The sequence below is a fragment of the Streptomyces antioxidans genome, from assembly GCF_000968685.2.
In the GTDB taxonomy this organism is placed as follows: domain Bacteria; phylum Actinomycetota; class Actinomycetes; order Streptomycetales; family Streptomycetaceae; genus Streptomyces; species Streptomyces antioxidans.
The window spans coordinates 59,946-75,549 of sequence record NZ_LAKD02000040.1; the positions used below are offsets into that span (position 1 = coordinate 59,946).

At 70.9% G+C, this 15,604-nt stretch carries 15 protein-coding genes; 5 read left to right on the plus strand and 10 right to left on the minus strand.

All coding sequences use genetic code 11. The features are described 5' to 3' along the window. Positions 1-49: 49 nt before the first annotated feature. On the plus strand, positions 50-1,516 hold the full coding sequence (locus tag VT50_RS41365) for a pyridoxamine 5'-phosphate oxidase family protein (RefSeq protein WP_420822196.1): 1,467 nt from the start codon (positions 50-52) through the stop codon (positions 1,514-1,516). A 30-nt stretch (positions 1,517-1,546) separates the two neighbouring features. Here VT50_RS41365 and VT50_RS16375 read toward each other — a convergent pair whose 3' ends face one another. From VT50_RS16375 to VT50_RS16395, 5 genes are all read right to left on the minus strand, one after another. Further along, positions 1,547-2,065 (minus strand): NUDIX domain-containing protein, encoded by a 519-nt coding sequence (locus tag VT50_RS16375; RefSeq protein ID WP_046085027.1) that lies wholly within the window; start codon positions 2,063-2,065, stop codon positions 1,547-1,549. A gap of 42 nt (positions 2,066-2,107) precedes the next feature. Next, positions 2,108-3,004: a LysR family transcriptional regulator gene (locus VT50_RS16380; RefSeq protein ID WP_046085026.1), complete on the minus strand. Its 897-nt coding sequence runs from the start codon at positions 3,002-3,004 to the stop codon at positions 2,108-2,110. 197 nt (positions 3,005-3,201) lie between these two features. Next, a complete protein-coding gene (locus tag VT50_RS16385; protein WP_078840603.1) occupies positions 3,202-4,416 on the minus strand; it encodes a cystathionine gamma-lyase in 1,215 nt (404 codons plus the stop codon). Further along, complete coding sequence (locus tag VT50_RS16390) at positions 4,413-5,018, minus strand: low molecular weight protein-tyrosine-phosphatase (protein ID WP_046085043.1); 606 nt, start codon at positions 5,016-5,018, stop codon at positions 4,413-4,415. The genes VT50_RS16385 and VT50_RS16390 overlap by 4 nt, the downstream gene beginning before the upstream one ends. 24 nt (positions 5,019-5,042) lie before the next feature. Beyond that, positions 5,043-5,423 (minus strand): phage holin family protein, encoded by a 381-nt coding sequence (locus tag VT50_RS16395; protein ID WP_046085025.1) that lies wholly within the window; start codon positions 5,421-5,423, stop codon positions 5,043-5,045. Between the two features lie 77 nt (positions 5,424-5,500). On the opposite strand from VT50_RS16395, the gene VT50_RS16400 reads away from it, so the two are divergent. The 3 genes from VT50_RS16400 to VT50_RS16410 all read left to right on the plus strand — a co-directional run bounded on the left by VT50_RS16400 (position 5,501) and on the right by VT50_RS16410 (position 7,014). Then, positions 5,501-5,818 carry a cupin domain-containing protein gene (locus VT50_RS16400; protein WP_046085024.1) on the plus strand — a complete coding sequence of 106 codons (318 nt, stop codon included), beginning with the start codon at positions 5,501-5,503 and terminating at the stop codon, positions 5,816-5,818. 185 nt (positions 5,819-6,003) lie between these two features. Beyond that, entirely contained in the window at positions 6,004-6,198 is a 195-nt protein-coding gene (locus tag VT50_RS16405; protein WP_046085023.1) for a DUF5326 family protein, read from the plus strand. Between the two features lie 378 nt (positions 6,199-6,576). Further along, positions 6,577-7,014 (plus strand): SsgA family sporulation/cell division regulator, encoded by a 438-nt coding sequence (locus VT50_RS16410; RefSeq protein ID WP_046085022.1) that lies wholly within the window; start codon positions 6,577-6,579, stop codon positions 7,012-7,014. Positions 7,015-7,099: 85 nt separating this feature from the next. Here the strand turns inward: VT50_RS16410 and VT50_RS16415 are convergent, their stop codons facing one another. After that, entirely contained in the window at positions 7,100-8,617 is a 1,518-nt protein-coding gene (locus VT50_RS16415; RefSeq protein ID WP_046085021.1) for a YibE/F family protein, read from the minus strand. Positions 8,618-8,798: 181 nt separating this feature from the next. Between VT50_RS16415 and thiC the strand changes: the two genes are divergently transcribed. Further along, positions 8,799-10,568, plus strand: a complete 1,770-nt coding sequence (thiC, locus tag VT50_RS16420) for a phosphomethylpyrimidine synthase ThiC (protein ID WP_046085020.1) — start codon at positions 8,799-8,801, stop codon at positions 10,566-10,568. Positions 10,569-10,700: 132 nt separating this feature from the next. Here thiC and VT50_RS16425 read toward each other — a convergent pair whose 3' ends face one another. From VT50_RS16425 to VT50_RS16440, 4 genes are all read right to left on the minus strand, one after another. Beyond that, positions 10,701-11,573, minus strand: a complete 873-nt coding sequence (locus VT50_RS16425) for a BRO-N domain-containing protein (RefSeq protein ID WP_046085019.1) — start codon at positions 11,571-11,573, stop codon at positions 10,701-10,703. Positions 11,574-11,717: 144 nt separating this feature from the next. After that, a complete protein-coding gene (locus VT50_RS16430; RefSeq protein WP_046085018.1) occupies positions 11,718-12,893 on the minus strand; it encodes a serine hydrolase domain-containing protein in 1,176 nt (391 codons plus the stop codon). Between the two features lie 271 nt (positions 12,894-13,164). Further along, positions 13,165-14,013 carry a membrane protein gene (locus VT50_RS16435; protein WP_046085017.1) on the minus strand — a complete coding sequence of 283 codons (849 nt, stop codon included), beginning with the start codon at positions 14,011-14,013 and terminating at the stop codon, positions 13,165-13,167. Positions 14,014-14,204: 191 nt separating this feature from the next. Continuing rightward, positions 14,205-15,491 carry a metallophosphoesterase gene (locus VT50_RS16440; RefSeq protein WP_167396606.1) on the minus strand — a complete coding sequence of 429 codons (1,287 nt, stop codon included), beginning with the start codon at positions 15,489-15,491 and terminating at the stop codon, positions 14,205-14,207. Positions 15,492-15,604 lie beyond the last annotated feature (113 nt).

Here is a 15,604-nt window from a genome sequence, read left to right on the forward strand (position 1 = left end):
CAGGCATTCCGGCGATTCCGGACGGCGAATCAGGACGGGGACGAGAACCGTGGACAGTGCGGAGCACCTGGACGACCGCGCGTGGCGTCCGGGGAGCGACGGCGAACACCATCTGCAGCGGCGACTGGGCACCGTCGACCGCGCCGACCGCTTCTATGACGACCAGGTGCTGGATCACCTGAATCTCCGGATGCGGCAGTTCATCGAGCGTCAGGAAATGTTCTTCCTGGCCACCTCCGACCGGCACGGGGAGTGCGACAGCACGTTCCGGGCCGGTCCGCCCGGCTTTCTGAGAGTGCTCGGCACGCGCACGCTGGCCTATCCCGAATACCGGGGGAACGGCGTCCTGGCCAGCCTCGGCAATATCCAGGAGAACCCCCACCTGGGCATTCTCATGGTCGACTTCTTCCGCGACCGGATCGGGCTGCATGTGAACGGCCGGGCCCGGGTGGTGGAGGACGCCGAGATGCGCGCGGCACACCCCGGGCTGCCGGTGGACCCGGTGCCGGGGCGGCGCGCGGTGGTGTGGGTCGAGGTGACCGTCGAGGAGGCGTATATCCACTGCGCCAAGCACATCCCGCACCTCCAGAAGGTCCCGGTGCAGCGGCGCACCGGCGGTGGCGACGCCCAGCGGCGCCGGGGTGCCTCCGGCGCCGGTGACCAGGCCCTCGATCACGACCGGGAGCGGGACTGGGGGACGGATGACGTCAAGCGGAAGGGTGGGGACTTCTTCGGTGCCGCGGCGGAGGCGCGCGAGGGCCGCAGGGTCCCTCCCACGCCGCCCGTCCCGTCTGCGCCCCCCGTTCCGTCTGCGCCGTCTGCGCCGCCTGCGCCGTCTGCCTCTGCCGCGCCGCCCGGTCCGCCCGCGGCTCCTGCGCCGTCTGCCCCTCCGGCCCGGCCCGCTGCGCCCGCGCCGCCCGTCTCACGGCCCTCGTGGGCGGTGGACCTGCCGGGCCAGGCCGCCCGGCCTGTTCCGGCCGCTCAGCCCGGGCCGGGAGCCTCGGTCCCGCGGGCTCCGGCCGCTCCCCCTTCGGCCGCTCCCCCTTCGGCCGCTCCCCCTTCGGCCGCTCCCCCTTCGGCCGCTCCCCCTTCGGCCGCTCCCCCTTCGGCCGCTCCCCCTTCGGCCGCTCCCCCTTCGGCCGCTCCCGCCGCCCCGGCCCCTCCGCCCCTGACGGACACGGACACTCAGGTCCTGGCCATCCCTCCGGCCCCGGCCACGTCACCTGTCTCGTGGCCGGTGGGCCTGCCTCCCCAGACCGCGCCGACGGCCCCCACGCTCCCGGCTCCTCAGGACGCCCTGTCCCCCCAGGCTCCGGCCGCCGAACCGGCGGACCCCGTCGGCCAGGCCGTGGAGCCCTCCGTCGTACGTGATCTCAGCCCGGCCATCCGACGGCCGCCGGTCCAGCCCGACGCGGGGCCCGAGGACTGGCGGGAGGAGGCAGAGCGGGTACTGGCCGAGGCGCGTCAGCGGGCGGCCCGCAAGGCCCAGCAGCCGTTCAGCGGCTGGTTCCGTTAGACCGTTGGGCAGGGGGCAGGGGGCAGGGCCTCAGCCGAGGTCGTCCGCGAGCAGGGCGAGCACGCCCTCGATGTTGGCGTCGAGATAGGCCCGCAGCGAGGGCGGCACCACCCCGACCGAGGCGATCCCCTCGCGGGTGAACGGGACGCTCACCACCTCGTACTCCCCGCAGGGCTCGTCCACCTCCGGGCCGTGCCGCCGGGTGAGATCCATCGAGGCGAGTCTGCAGACGAAGAAGTGCTGCACCTTCACACCGGCCGAGCCCCCGCCCCCGGCGCCCTCCGCGCCCTCATCGGGATGCGGGACGGTGTCGACGAAGGCGGGCACCACGTCCGTCACCTTCGCGCCCAGCTCCTCGTCCACCTCGCGGTACAGGGCCTCGACGACGGTCGAGTCCTCGGGCTCCATCCCGCCGCCGGGAGTGATCCAGTACGGCTCCTGGCCGGGCTTGGTGCGCTTGATCAGGATCATGCGGGGCTCGGTGTCGCCCTCGTCGCCCTCGAGGAGAATGGCACGGGCGGTGCGCTTGACCACGGGTCGTTCGGTCATGCAGGAGGTCTGCCGCACCCTGGGCCCCGCGAAACCACTTGCTCACCAATCGACAGCCGCACGCAACAGCCACTCGTGCGCCCGCGCGATATGCGGCAGCGCGAGCGCCCCCGTCCGCACCACCAGGAAATAGGTGCGCAGCGGCGGCACGGGCGGGTTGAGCAGGGCCACCACCTCCCCGGCGTCCAGCGCGTCCATGCACAGATAGCGCGGCAGGACGCCGAGCCCCGCGCCCTGTGCGACGCAGGCGAGCACCGCGCGCAGATCGGGCGCGATGATCGTGCCGGCGGTGACCGGCCGGGCGTCGAAGACGGCCGACCAGTAGCGGGTGACCAGCGGCAGGCTCTCATGCACCTCGACCACGGGCAGCGCCTCCAGCGCCCGTACCCCCTTGACCTGGAGCATCGCTGGGCCGCCGAGCCTGGCGGCCCAGCGCGGGGCCGCGACCAGCACATGCTCCTCGTCGCACAGCGGCGTGGCGGCCAGCAGTCGCCCCCGTGGCCGGGCGGTGGCGATGACCAGGTCGTGATGGCCGGCGCCCAGCCCCTCGAACAGCTCCTCGGCGCTGCCGAAGGCGCAGCGCACCGCGAGCCCCTGGGTGACCAGGGTGGTCAGCGCGGGCAGGGCACGCAGCGCGGTGAACTCCGGAGGGCCCGCGAGGTGCAGGGTGCGCAGTGCCGAGCGATCGTCCAGGCCCGCCTCGGCGATCTCCACGAGGGCGTCGAGATGCGGCGCGGCCTTGTGGGCGAGCTCGTCCCCGACGGTCGTGGGGACGACGCCGCGCGCCGTACGGAGGAACAGGGGGCGGCCGAGCTGCCGCTCCAGGGTGCGTATCTGGCCGGTGACCGCGGGCTGGGAGAGCCCGAGCAGCCCGGCGGCCCGGGTGAAGGACCCGGCGCGGTGGACCGCGACAAAGGTGCGTAAGAGGGCCAGATCCATGCGGTTCCCCTCGCCTCGTCGCGCCCCGCACGCATGCCAACTATAAATATGCCGATAGGTCCATGTCGCTACTGTGATTGGACACTGACGCTGAGTCAACTAGCCTTGTTCGAGCGGTTCTCCACGAGAAGAACCGGGGCGTCTCAAGCCACGAGGGGGGAGGCTTGAGACGCCCGCACAGGCTTACCCGCCCGCTTTCAGCCACCCGCCCCGGTGCCTGTCGTGTCCGGTGCCGCGCCGGTGCCCGATGCCGTGTCCCTGTCGGACGGCGTATCCCTCCCCGATGCCGTATCGAGCGCGCGCAGCACGTCGGCGATCAGATCCTCCGCGTCCTCCGCGCCCACCGAGAACCGGATGAACCCCTCGGGCACCGCGTCGCCGCCCCACCGTCCGCGCCGCTCCGCCGTGGAGCGCACCCCGCCGAAGCTGGTGGCGTCGTCCACCAGCCGCAGCGCGGTCAGAAAGCGTTCGGCGTGCTCCTTGTCCGGCAGGGTGAAGGAGACCACACAGCCGAAGCGCCCGCCGCGCATCTGCCCGGCCGCCACCCGGTGGGAGGGGTCGGTCGGCAGCCCGGGGTGGCGCAGCCCGGCGACCTCGGGGCGGTCGCGCAGCGCCTCGGCGAGGGCCAGGGCGGTCGCCGCCTGGCGGTCGACGCGCAGCTGGAGGGTGGCCAGGGAGCGGTGGGCGAGCCATGCCTCCATGGGGCCGGGGATCGCGCCCACCGTCTTGCGCCAGGCCCGCACCTCGGCGGCGAGCCGTGGATCGCGGCAGGTCACATAGCCGAGCAGCACATCGCCATGGCCGGTGAGCGCCTTGGTGCCGCTCGCCACGGCGAAGTCCGCGCCGAGCTCCAGCGGGCGCTGGCCGAGCGGGGTGGCGAGGGTGTTGTCGACGGCGACCAGCGCGCCCCGGGCGTGCGCGGCCTCGGCGAGCCGACGGATGTCACAGACGTCCAGTCCGGGATTGGACGGGGTTTCCAGCCACAGCAGCTTCGTCCGGTCGCCCAGTCCCTCCAGGGCGGCCAGTTGGGCGTCCTCTCCGGTCGGGGCGGTGCGCACGGTGACCCCGAAGCCCGCCAGGCGTTCGATCAGCGCCGGGAGCAGCTGGTAGCCGTCGGACGGCAGGACGGCCGCGTCGCCCTGGCGCAGCTGGGACAGCAGTACGGCCGAGATCGCGCCCATACCGGAGGCGAAGACGACCGTCTCGGCGTCGGTGCCCGGCGACTCCAGCTCGCTGATCGCCCGTTCCAGCAGGGACCAGGTGGGGTTGGCGTCCCGGCCGTAGGTGTACGGGCCGACGGCGTCGCCGGGGAGGTGGTAGTGGGCGGCGAAGACCGGGCCCGGCAGCGTCGGTTCGTACGCCTCGGCCTCGGGCAGCCCGGCCCGTACGGTGCGGGTGCCGTCGCCGGTCATGCGGATTCCCTTCCCGCGTCCGGCCCCGCGGCGGGGTCATCGGCGGCCGACGCGTTCTCGGCACTCGTGCTCTCCGCGGCCTTACTTGTGCTCTCCGCGGTGTCGATGGCCCCGGCGACCGCGTCCAGCAGCCCACCGCCCGCGGACTCGATCATCGCCAGGCACTCCTCGAAGTCGTTCAGCCCGCCGAAGTACGGGTCCGGTACATCGAGGCCGCCCAGCGCGTCGTGGTCCGCGTCCGGGTCGTAGCTCCGCAGCAGCCGCACCTTCGCGGCGTGGTGCGGGGTCGGCGCGAGCGCGCGCAGCTCATGCAGATGGCCGCTGTCCAGGGCGATCACCAGATCGAGGCGATCGAACCACTCGGCCCGGAACTGGCGCGCGATGTGATCCTGCTCATATCCATGGGCGGTCAGTACGTCGATGGTGCGGCGGTCGGCCCCGTCGCCCTCGTGCCAGGGGCCGGTGCCCGCGCTGTCCACCTCGAGGAGGCCGTCCAGCCCGGCCTCCGCGGCATGGGCGCGGAAGACGGATTCGGCCATCGGCGAGCGGCATATGTTGCCGGTGCAGACGAAGCAGACACGGTAGGGCGACGGGTCTCTCATGCCTTCCATCATCTCCGGCCGTGATCAGTCCTTGTCATCGGGCAGTACGACGTGCAGGGCCCACGCGACTATGGAGACGATCAGGCCGCCGAGCACCGCCGTGCCGAAGCCCTCGACGTGGAAGCTCAGGTCCAGCTTTCCGGCCAGCCAGGAGGTCAACAACAGCATCAGGGCGTTGATCACCAGTGTGATCAGTCCGAGGGTCAGGATGAACAGGGGGAAGGCCAGCAGCTTGACGATCGGCTTGACCACCACGTTCACCACGCCGAAGACCAGTGCCACGAGAATGAGGGTGAGCGCCTGGCGGCCGGTGTTGTCGCCGGTGAGCGTGATGTCCTTGAGCAGCCAGATGGCGACGCCGAGGGCGCCGGCGTTCGCGATCGTCTTGACGAGAAAATTCTTCATGGTTGAGATCGTCGCAGACAGGCCCCGGCGCAGGCAGGGGCACCGTAGGCATGGGTCAGGCAGGGGTGGAGAGGCGAATGAAGGCGTTCCGGCTGGATGAGCTGGAGGCGGAGCGGGCCGCGAACGACGGCGCGTATCTGCAGTTCCTGCGGGAGCGGAACATGTCCGTGGGGCTGTACGCGCTGAACGCGGGCCAGGCCGACCCACAGTCGCCGCACGGCCAGGACGAGGTGTACGTCGTGATGAGCGGCCGGGCGGCGGTCACGGTGGGGATGGAGACGACACAGGTGGCGCGGGGCAGTGTGGTGTACGTCCCGGCGGGCACGGCGCACAAGTTCCACCACATCACCGAGGACCTGAGGGTGCTGGTGGTGTTCTCGCCGCCGGAGGGCTGACCCACGCTCGACGGCTTGTCCATCACGGAGCCGATGGGCGCCTGACCGGTCCCGTAGGGGACCGGTCAGGGGAGGACGGGGGGCGCGGACCGCCCGCGTGCTTCCGTCTCGTCCTAGCATCGACGGCAGGGAAGACCGGCCGTCGGCGTCCGGACCCACGGCTCGGAGAGAAAGCAGGGAGTTACGTGACCACGAAGGGGATATTCCAGGGCCTGCCGTGGTGGGTGACCTGGATCGCGATACCGGTCCTCGTCCTCGCCGTGTTCGGTGGCCTGATCATGAGCGTGATCGGGTTCGTGGTGGGCCTCGTCTTCAAGGCGCTGCTGCTGGTGGTGCTGATCGCCGGGCTGGTCTACGTCGTACGGAAGTTCACGTCCTGACCTGACCCGACCTGCCCAGCTGGCCTCGCGCGGATACGCCGCGCGGGGGATACCGCCGGGGCGGGAGCACCGCCCGGCGCCACCCCTGCCGTTACAGTGCGAGTCCTCGGCGTTCTTCCTTCGGCGTCTGCCTCGCAACAACACCCCGGGGGTGCCTGTTGACGACAGCGATCTTCGATACGGCCGGTGCGCTGGCCCCGATCTCCCGCCCACCGGGCCCGCGCCGTTCGCGCCGCCCGGCCCCGCGGGTCTCCTCATGGCAACACTGGCCATTTTCGTTCCCTCACACGAGGCAAACCGACTCCGCACCGCAATCGAGTCGCTACGCTCCAGAGTCGGCGAAGCGCAAACAACCCGGGGCGGCGAACGATGCGTGAGATGCGTGACACGGTTCAGGCGGAAGTGACGATGACCTTCCTGGTCTCGCAGGATCTCTCCTTCCGGATCCCGGTCGAGCTGTCCTACGACAGCAGCGACCCCTATGCCGTCGAGATCACCTTCCATTTGCCCGGTGACGCGCCGGTGAGCTGGGCGTTCGCGCGGGAGCTGCTGCTGGACGGGTTGAGCAGACCCACCGGCGAGGGGGATGTGCGCATCGCCCCCGCCTCCCCCGAGGGGCTTTCGGACGTCTTCATCAGACTCCAAGTGGGTTGTGAACGGGCCCTGTTCCGGGCCGGGGCCGCTCCGCTGGTGGCCTTTCTCGACCGTACGGACCGGGTGGTGCCTTTCGGCCAGGAGCCCGCGGCCTGTGACCCGGTCGGCGATCTCGATGCCGAACTCCACCGCATCCTGGCCGAGGACCGGTACGCGGGCTGAGGGCCGGACGCGCGGCGGGCCCAGGGCCGGTGGTGGGTGCCGTGGCCGGGCCGACGGGCAGCGTGCCCGGCGGCTTTGCGCCGTCTCAGCGCCCCTTCGCCCGGCGGCGCCGCCCACGGCCGCCCCGGCCGGTCCGGGGCGCCTGGGCCGCCTGGGCGCCGCCCGGACCGGCCGTCCGCTCCGCGCCGCCCGCGCCGGCCCCACGCTCCGCGCCGCCGACCGCCGCCGGGCTGCGGTCCGCGGAGACCACGAGCACGGCCAGCGCGGTGGTCACCGGTACCGAGGCGACGAGCCCGATGCTGCCCACCAGCGTCCGTACGATCTCCTCCGCGACGATCTCGCTCGTGGCGACCGCGCCCACCCCGCTGTCCGCGATGGAGAACAGCAGCAGCAGCGGAAGCGACGCGCCCGCGTACGCCAGCACCAGGGTGTTCACGACGGAGGCGATGTGGTCCCGCCCGATCCGCATCGCCGCCCCGTAGAGCTTGCGCCGGGACGTGGTCGGGTCCGCGTCCCTCAGCTCCCACACCGCCGAGGTCTGGGTGACCGTCACATCGTCCAGCACGCCCAGCGAGCCGATGATCACGCCCGCGAGCAGCAGCCCCCGTATCTCGATGTTCGGATAGAGGCCGTGCACCAGCCCGGTCTGGTCGTCCGTGTTGCCGGTCAGGCTGGCCCAGCCGATGAACAGTGAGCCCAGCACCCCGATCAGCAGCAGTGACACCAGTGTGCCGAGCACGGCGACCGATGTACGCGCCGTCAGCCCATGGCACATGTACAGCGCGAGAAGCATGATCGCGCTGCCCCCGACGACCGCGACCACCAGCGGATTGGAACCCTGGAGTATCGCCGGGAGGATGAAAAGCGTCAGCACCCCGAAGCTGATCGCCAGCGCCACCAGCGCGAACACCCCGCGCAGCCGCCCCACCGCCACGACCGCGAGCGCGAACAGCCCCGCCAGCAGCGCCATCGGCATCGACCGGTCGACGTCGGACACGGAGTACTGCAGTTCCTTGGGCGCCTTGGGGGCGTACGCCAGCTTCAGCTCCTGCCCGGCGCTGAAGTGACGCGAGGCGTTGGGCTGGACGATCTCGGGGAAGGTGCGGCCCTTGTCCTTGCCCGAGGTGACCTCGATCGTGGCCTTATCGCAGACGCTCTTCTTCCCGCCCTGCCCCGGGCCTCCGCTCTGGCCCGGGCCTCCGCTCTGCCCGGGGGCGCCGTTCTGGGCGGCGCCGTCCTGGCCGGGCTCGGTGGGTGCCTGCGGCTGGGCGTTCACATCGGCGCAGTTCACCTCCTCGACCTTCACCACCCGTCCGGCGACGGTCGTCTGGTCGAAGCCGAGACCGCTGCGGCCGTGCGCCTTGTGGTCGGGTGTGCCGCCCGGCCAGAGCACGATCAGACCGGCCACGACGGCGACGGTGAAGGGGATGAGCACCGCAGCGATGATCTTGCGGAGGCGCGCCGAGACGGGGGTGGCGGGGCCATGACCGTGGGAGTGGCCAGGGGAATGTCCGTGGCCGTGGGGAGGTCCATGGCCGTGGTCATACGCCTGATCGGAGGGGCGGGGCTGCTCGGGCGGGTGGTCCTGCTGGATGGCGGTCACGGTCGCATCATCGCAAGAGATGTGGGCCCCCTGTTCAGGGCTGTGGATAAACCGTTAGCGTGGTGACGAACCTTTGCAATCGCGGGAGCTCGGAGCACCGGGCTGAGAGGGCGCTGACGCTGATGGCTGCGCCGACCGCTGAACCTGTTACCGGGTAATGCCGGCGTAGGGAGTGGGTCTCATGACTCAGCAGGATGCACCATCGCGCGCCGAGAAGGCCGAATTCGGCTGGCATAAGGGGTATGTCACGGGTTCGCGCCCGGACCTCCAGGTGCCGGTCCGTCGCGTGCACCTCACCAACGGCCAGGATGTGACGCTGTACGACACCTCAGGTCCGTACACCGACCCCACCATCGAAACGGATGTCCGCCGCGGTCTCGCACCGCTGCGGCAGAACTGGATCGTCGCCCGCGGCGACACCGAGGAGTACGCGGGCCGTCCCGTGCGCCCCGAGGACGACGGGATCAAGCACACCTCGCCCCGCGGCGGACTGCGCAACCTCGACGCGGTCTTCCCCGGCCGTCCGCGTCAGCCGCGGCGCGGCCGTACGGGCGCCCCCGTGACCCAACTCGCCTATGCGCGGCGGGGCGAGATCACGGCGGAGATGGAGTACGTGGCGATCCGCGAGAACGTCTCCCCCGAGGCGGTCCGGGAGGAGATCGCGGCGGGCCGCGCCGTCCTCCCGGCCAATGTGAACCACCCGGAGATCGAGCCGATGATCATCGGCAAGCGATTCCTGGTGAAGGTCAACGCCAACATCGGCAACTCCGCCGTCACCTCCTCCATCGAGGAGGAGGTCGAGAAGATGACCTGGGCGACCCGCTGGGGCGCCGACACGGTCATGGACCTCTCGACCGGCCGCAACATCCACACCACCCGCGAATGGGTGCTGCGCAACTCCCCGGTCCCCATCGGCACCGTGCCGCTCTATCAGGCGCTGGAGAAGGTCGACGGCAAGGCCGAGGAGCTGACCTGGGAGATCTACAAGGACACGGTCATCGAACAGGCCGAGCAGGGCGTCGACTACATGACCGTCCACGCCGGCGTCCGGCTGCCATACGTGCCCCTGACCGCCCGCCGCAAGACCGGCATCGTCTCCCGCGGCGGCTCCATCATGGCGGCGTGGTGCCTCGCCCACCACCAGGAGTCCTTCCTCTACACCCACTTCGGGGAGCTGTGCGAGATCCTGGCGGCGTACGACGTCACCTACTCGCTGGGCGACGGGCTGCGGCCGGGGTCTATCGCCGACGCCAACGACGACGCACAGTTCGCGGAGTTGCGCACCCTCGGCGAGCTCAACCGGATCGCCAAGGAGCACGGCGTCCAGACGATGATCGAGGGCCCGGGCCATGTCCCGATGCACAAGATCAAGGAGAATGTCGATCTCCAGCAGGAGGTCTGTGAGGAGGCCCCCTTCTACACCCTGGGCCCCCTCACCACCGATATCGCCCCCGCCTATGACCACATCACCTCGGGCATCGGCGCCGCGATGATCGCCTGGTGGGGCACGGCGATGCTCTGCTACGTCACCCCCAAGGAACATCTGGGCCTGCCGGACCGCGATGACGTCAAGACCGGCGTGATCACCTACAAGATCGCCGCCCATGCGGCCGACCTGGCCAAGGGCCATCCGGACGCCCAGGCATGGGATGACGCGCTCTCCGACGCGCGCTTCGAATTCCGCTGGGAGGACCAGTTCAACCTGGCCCTCGACCCGGATACGGCCCGCTCCTTCCACGACGAGACCCTTCCGGCGGAACCGGCCAAGACGGCACACTTCTGCTCGATGTGCGGGCCCAAGTTCTGCTCGATGAAGATCAGCAGAAGCATCACCGAGCAGTTCGGCGGCGACGCCGACGCGACCCCCGAGGAGATCGAGGCCGGGATGCTCCAGAAGTCCAGGGAGTTCGCGGCCGCGGGCAATCGCGTCTACCTGCCGCTCGCGGACTGAGACGCGGGCCCGTAGGCCAGGATCCCGGATGGAACCCGGCAAAGCGGCGCCTGCGGAGGGAACCAGGAGATACGCTGCGGGTGGGTCCGAAGCCGCAACTTCGATTTGCGACTTCGGACCCTCAGCGTGCCGCTACGCGGGCGGGAGTTCCGCCACGTAGATCGGGTTTCCGCTGTCCGTCAGCCCGTTCTGACGGATGCAGTGGTGCTTCTGGAGGAACCGCAGACAGGCGTGCACCCGCTGCCGGGTGAGCCCCGTCTTGGCCGAGAGCGTCTCCAGCGAGTGGCCGATCCGTCCGGCCTCGGCCAGCGTGGGGAGGATGTAGACGGCCACGGCCCACACATCCTCGGTGATGCTCAGCCGGTCCTTCCACTGAGCGAACAGTGCCTCCGTCCTGAGCCTCAGCTCCCGCTTGTCCGCCTCGGGCTCCTCGCCCGGTCGGCAGCCCAGCGCCTCGAGGATCCGCGTCCAGGCCTGCTCGGACCGGTGCAGGGAATCCAGCACCTCCGTATGGAAGCGTTCGGTCCGCATCTCCAGCCGGACGATCGCGTCCATGAGCTCGCTCGGCGGAGTGGGACGGGAGACCTCGGAGACGTCCAGCGCGTACGAGCCGTCGCGCTGGACGGTGGCGATCACCCTGGAGACCCACTGTTTGAAGGGCAGGCACGCGGGTTTGGTGCAGCCGTTCACCAGCTGAATCAGCCCTTGCAGATTCACCAGATGCAAGTCTCGACGCCACTCCCTACCTGCGGGAATGCTGAGACCGTAACGTGAGGTTACGGTCTCGAGCGTAGACTTTCCGCCAGGTTGAACATGATCTGCCAACGCCTTTCGCGGGTTGGTGTGGCCGAGTTCCGCGCAGACGTCGACCGTCGGGAACCAGTGTTCGCCGTCCGGCATGGTCAGTCGGCGAAGCCGGGCCCCCGTGGCCGCGTAGACGAAGTCGCTGACGTCCATGGCGTCGTGCCGAGCAGACGGGCCCGGCGGTGTGTTGTGTTTGCGCATCGCGCATCACCTCCGCCATGAACGCTAAACATCACCGCCCATCAATTCCCCCGAATGGGCGGAAGTTCCCCCGATCGGTTGGTAATTTATCGATCCGAGGACAAACCGCACACCAGCGCTAACTGAGCACGGGCCGGGTGGCGGTTAGGTGGTGAGTGCGGTGACGACCCGGGTGATCATGTCCTCCTGGGTGGTCAGTGGCGTCGGGGTGTACGAGAGGACGAAGCGGAGGCTCAGGTCGCGGGTGGCGAATATGCGGGTGCGGTAGCCGGCGGTCTCGCCGGTTTTGCCCCAGAAGGTCACGCCGTTCACGGTGGCCGTCTGGAGGCCCAGGCTGTAGCGGGCGGGGCTGCCGTCCAGCATGCGTACGGAGTCGGGGGGCAGGGTGAAGAGCTTGTCCAGGGCGCGGGGCGGCAGCAATGCGCCGGAGAACAGGGACCGTTGGAAGCGGAACAGGTCGTCGAGGGTCGAGACCAGCTCGCCTTCGCCCCAGGCGGAGGACTGGTTGTACACGGTGGCATCGCGCAGGGAGCCGTCGGTCATCCGCAGATAGCCGTGCACATGCGGGCCGTGGAGGCGGGGGTCCTGGCCCGGTAGCAGGGTCCGGGCCAGACCCAGCGGGCGCAGGACGCGTGAGGCGATGACCTGGCCGTAGGGGCGGGCGGTCAGCCTTTCGATGAGCAGGGCGAGCAGTACGTAGTTGATGCCCCGGTACTCCTGTTTGGTGCCCGGGGCGAACTTGAGCGGATCGTGTGTCACCGTCTTGACCCACTCCCGCGGCGTCCACCGGTCCCATCGGTGCCGCAGGACCGATTCCGGAGTGCTGTCGTCCGGGATGCCCCGGTGGTCGGGCAGTCCGCTGGTGTGGTTGAGCAGCTGGGCCACGGTGATGTGGCGGGCGAAGGCGGCGGGCAGCAGGTCCGGGAGGTAGCGCCCGATGGGGGCGTCGAGCTCCACCCGGCGTTCGGCCCACAGCTGGAGGACCACGGTGGCCACGAACGCCTTGGTGACGCTGCCCGCGCGGAACCGGTCGTCCGGGCGTACGGCCCGTCCGCTCCGGATGTCGGCCGCCCCCGCCGTGCCGTACCAGCGGTCTCCCCGGCGGTCGACATGCAGTTGGGCTGAGGTGGCGTCTGGGTGGGCGAGATCGCTGATCGCGGCCTGGAGGTCGGTGTGGTCGGACGCGGTGGTCGACGCGGGGGTAGGCGCGGCGGTCCGCGCCGTCCTCGTTGCCGCGCGGGCTCCGGTGCTCCCGGTCATCGCCAGCAGCGTTCCGGCCGCGCAACCGCCCATGAAGGTACGTCGGGTCAAGGAAGTCATGGTCAGCCATGGTGCCGATGCGGCCGCGCCCGGCCATCAGGGATGACCCGCATACGCACCCCTACGGTGCCCCTAGCGGGCCCGGACTCGCCTACGTCCCCGGCCCCCGGCTCGGCCGTGTTTCAGAGCCCGGTCACCCGGCTGGTCGCCCGGCTCGGGACGTCGCGGGCGGCCATCCAGACGGTGTGGTGTCGCGACGGACGATCTCGTAGCGCTCCGTAGCACTGAGCCCCATGTCGCACCTCATCCCGCCCGCTCGTCCTGGTCGCGGTCAGTCGGGCTGGTGCTCCGGGCCGCCGTAGTCGGGGCTGGTGTAGTCCGGGCTGCTGTAGCGGGGACGGGCCTTGGGGCCTTCGCCGTCGGTGCTGAAACCGGGGCGGGTGTAGCCGAGGTGAGGGGTGCGGCTGACCGCCTCGGGGTTGATCGGGACGTAGGCCGAGGGCGACGGGGCCGAGGGGTTGGCCAGGGCCTCGCGGAGGAACGGCAGTATGCCGCGCTCCAGCAGGGCGTCCCGCCAGGCCTCCCTGGCGCGGTCCACCTCCTCCATCCGCTCGCTGCGCGCATCGCCGCGGATCGCGCTGGAGCCGTTGCGCAGCGCGGTCAGGAGCAGTCCGACGGCGGCGATCAGGATGCCCGCGGCGGTCAGCGCGGCGAAGAACCAGCCCGCGGTGACCATCGGCTGGGCGATGGACGGGGCCGGGTCCAGGACGTTGAGGACATAGCCGACGATGAGGAAGATGATCGCCGCGGTGCCCGCGAGCACCGGGGCCAGCACCGCGAGCATGGCGACGAGCCCCGCCCCCGCTGCGCCCTGCATCGCACCGGCGAGCCCCACCGTTCCGTCCGGCCGTTCGCGCTCGCCCACATCCCCGGCGAGCGGGAAGAGCGGGGCGGGTTCGCGCAGTTTGGCGCGAGTGTCGCGGTAGGTCTGGTACTCGTCGGCCGCGCATGCCGCTATCGCGGCCGATGCCCCGAGCGCCATCGTGCGCAGCTGCTCGGTGGTGAGCCGCTGCCCGATACCGCTGAGGTCCGGGCGAAGTTCGGCGGTGCGCAGTGCGTCGTCGAGAACCCGCTCGAACTCCGGGCGGTCCTCGGTCAGCAGGTGCGGAGCGCTTTTCATGGTGCATCCCCCGATGCTCCGTAGGGCCGTGACGACCGGCTTTCGCCGGGCAGTCGGGCGGAAACGGAGGAGAGCCTGCGACGGATAAGCCGATGGTAGAGCCGATCCGGCGCGGGGTGACAGCAAGTTTCCCGAATTGCTCCCTCGCCGGTGAAGCCCTCTATCTGCCCCGGACAGCGTCCGCTGAATCCTCAGTTCGCCAGGGGAAGTTGAACGACCAGCAGTTTTCCGGCCATCGTGATGCCGCCGTCCATCGCCACCGCGAGATTGTCCGCGTACACATGCGGGCCCTCGACCGCGGGCGCGCCGCCGTCCTCGCCGTCCTCGGAGCCGACCTCGCCGAGCAGATACGGGATGGGGCTGTGGCCGTGGACGATGCGCTCCCCGCCGTAGGTGTCGAGCAATTCGCGGACCGCCGTGGGCCCGGTGTCCTCGTCCCGGAAGGCGAACCGCTTGGTGAATTTGCGGAACAGGTCCCAGCACTCGTCGGCGTCGCTGCGCTGCAGCGTCTCGGTGACCGTGTCGTTGACGGCCTCGATCGAGTCGCCGTACTCCAGATAGGCGGTGGTGTCGGAGTGGACCAGCAGATGGCCGTCCGCCTCCGCCATCGCGTCCAGCCGGGACATCCACTGGAGGTGGTGGTCCTCGAGCCGTTCCATGTCGCTGCGCTGGCCGCCGTTGAGCAGCCAGGCCGCCTGGAAGGATGCCGTTCCGGCACCGGAGTTGACCGGCGTGTCGCCGAACCGCTTGGCGCCGATCAGCAGCAGCTCGTGATTGCCCATCAGCGCCTTGCAGTAACCGCCCGCGGCGGCGGCCTCGGCGGAGAGCTGCATGACCAGGTCGATGACGCCGATGCCGTCCGGGCCGCGGTCGGTGAAGTCACCGAGGAACCACAACCGGGCGTTCCCCGCGGACCAGTTGCCCTTGGCGTCGATCAGGCCCTCGGCGGCGAGGGCGTCGCGCAGCTCCTCGTGGTAGCCGTGGACGTCGCCCACGACGTACAGCGGGCCGGAGCCCTCGTCCTGGGCCAGCGGGCCGTCCTCGGGCTCGGGCACCGGGGTGAGCGCCACGGTGGGGCGGTCCTGCGGCGGGACGAGCTGGGTGTCCTTGATGGTGTGCCCGGGGCCCATGACCGGAAGCCGCTCGGTCGGGGTGTACTCGACGGGCGGGGGCTTGGGCGCGTCCGGCGCGGGCGCCCCGGGCGCCGGTGCGCCAGGAGGGGGCACGGGCGTGCCGTGCTCGGGCGCCCGGGGAGCGGGCGCGGGCGGCGGCACGGAGGCGGGCGGCGGCACCGGCGCGGGCTGCGGCACGGGCGCGCCGGTGCCCGGCGCGGCGTGCGCGGACCCGGGCGGCATGGCTCCGGGCGCGGCCATGCCGGGCGGGGTGTACGCCCCGTACGCCGGCACAGGAGGGATCGCAGCCGTGGTCCCTGCCGTGGCTTCCAGACCGGCCCCCTGAGTCATCGACCCCTCCACCATCACGCCGCCGTGCCACCTTGTGGACCTTGCCTGGTCGACGGCGGTCCGCGGTGTCGTCCGCCCATCATAGGAATGACCGTGAGGGCTTGTGACGCACCAGGGTGCCGTCAATC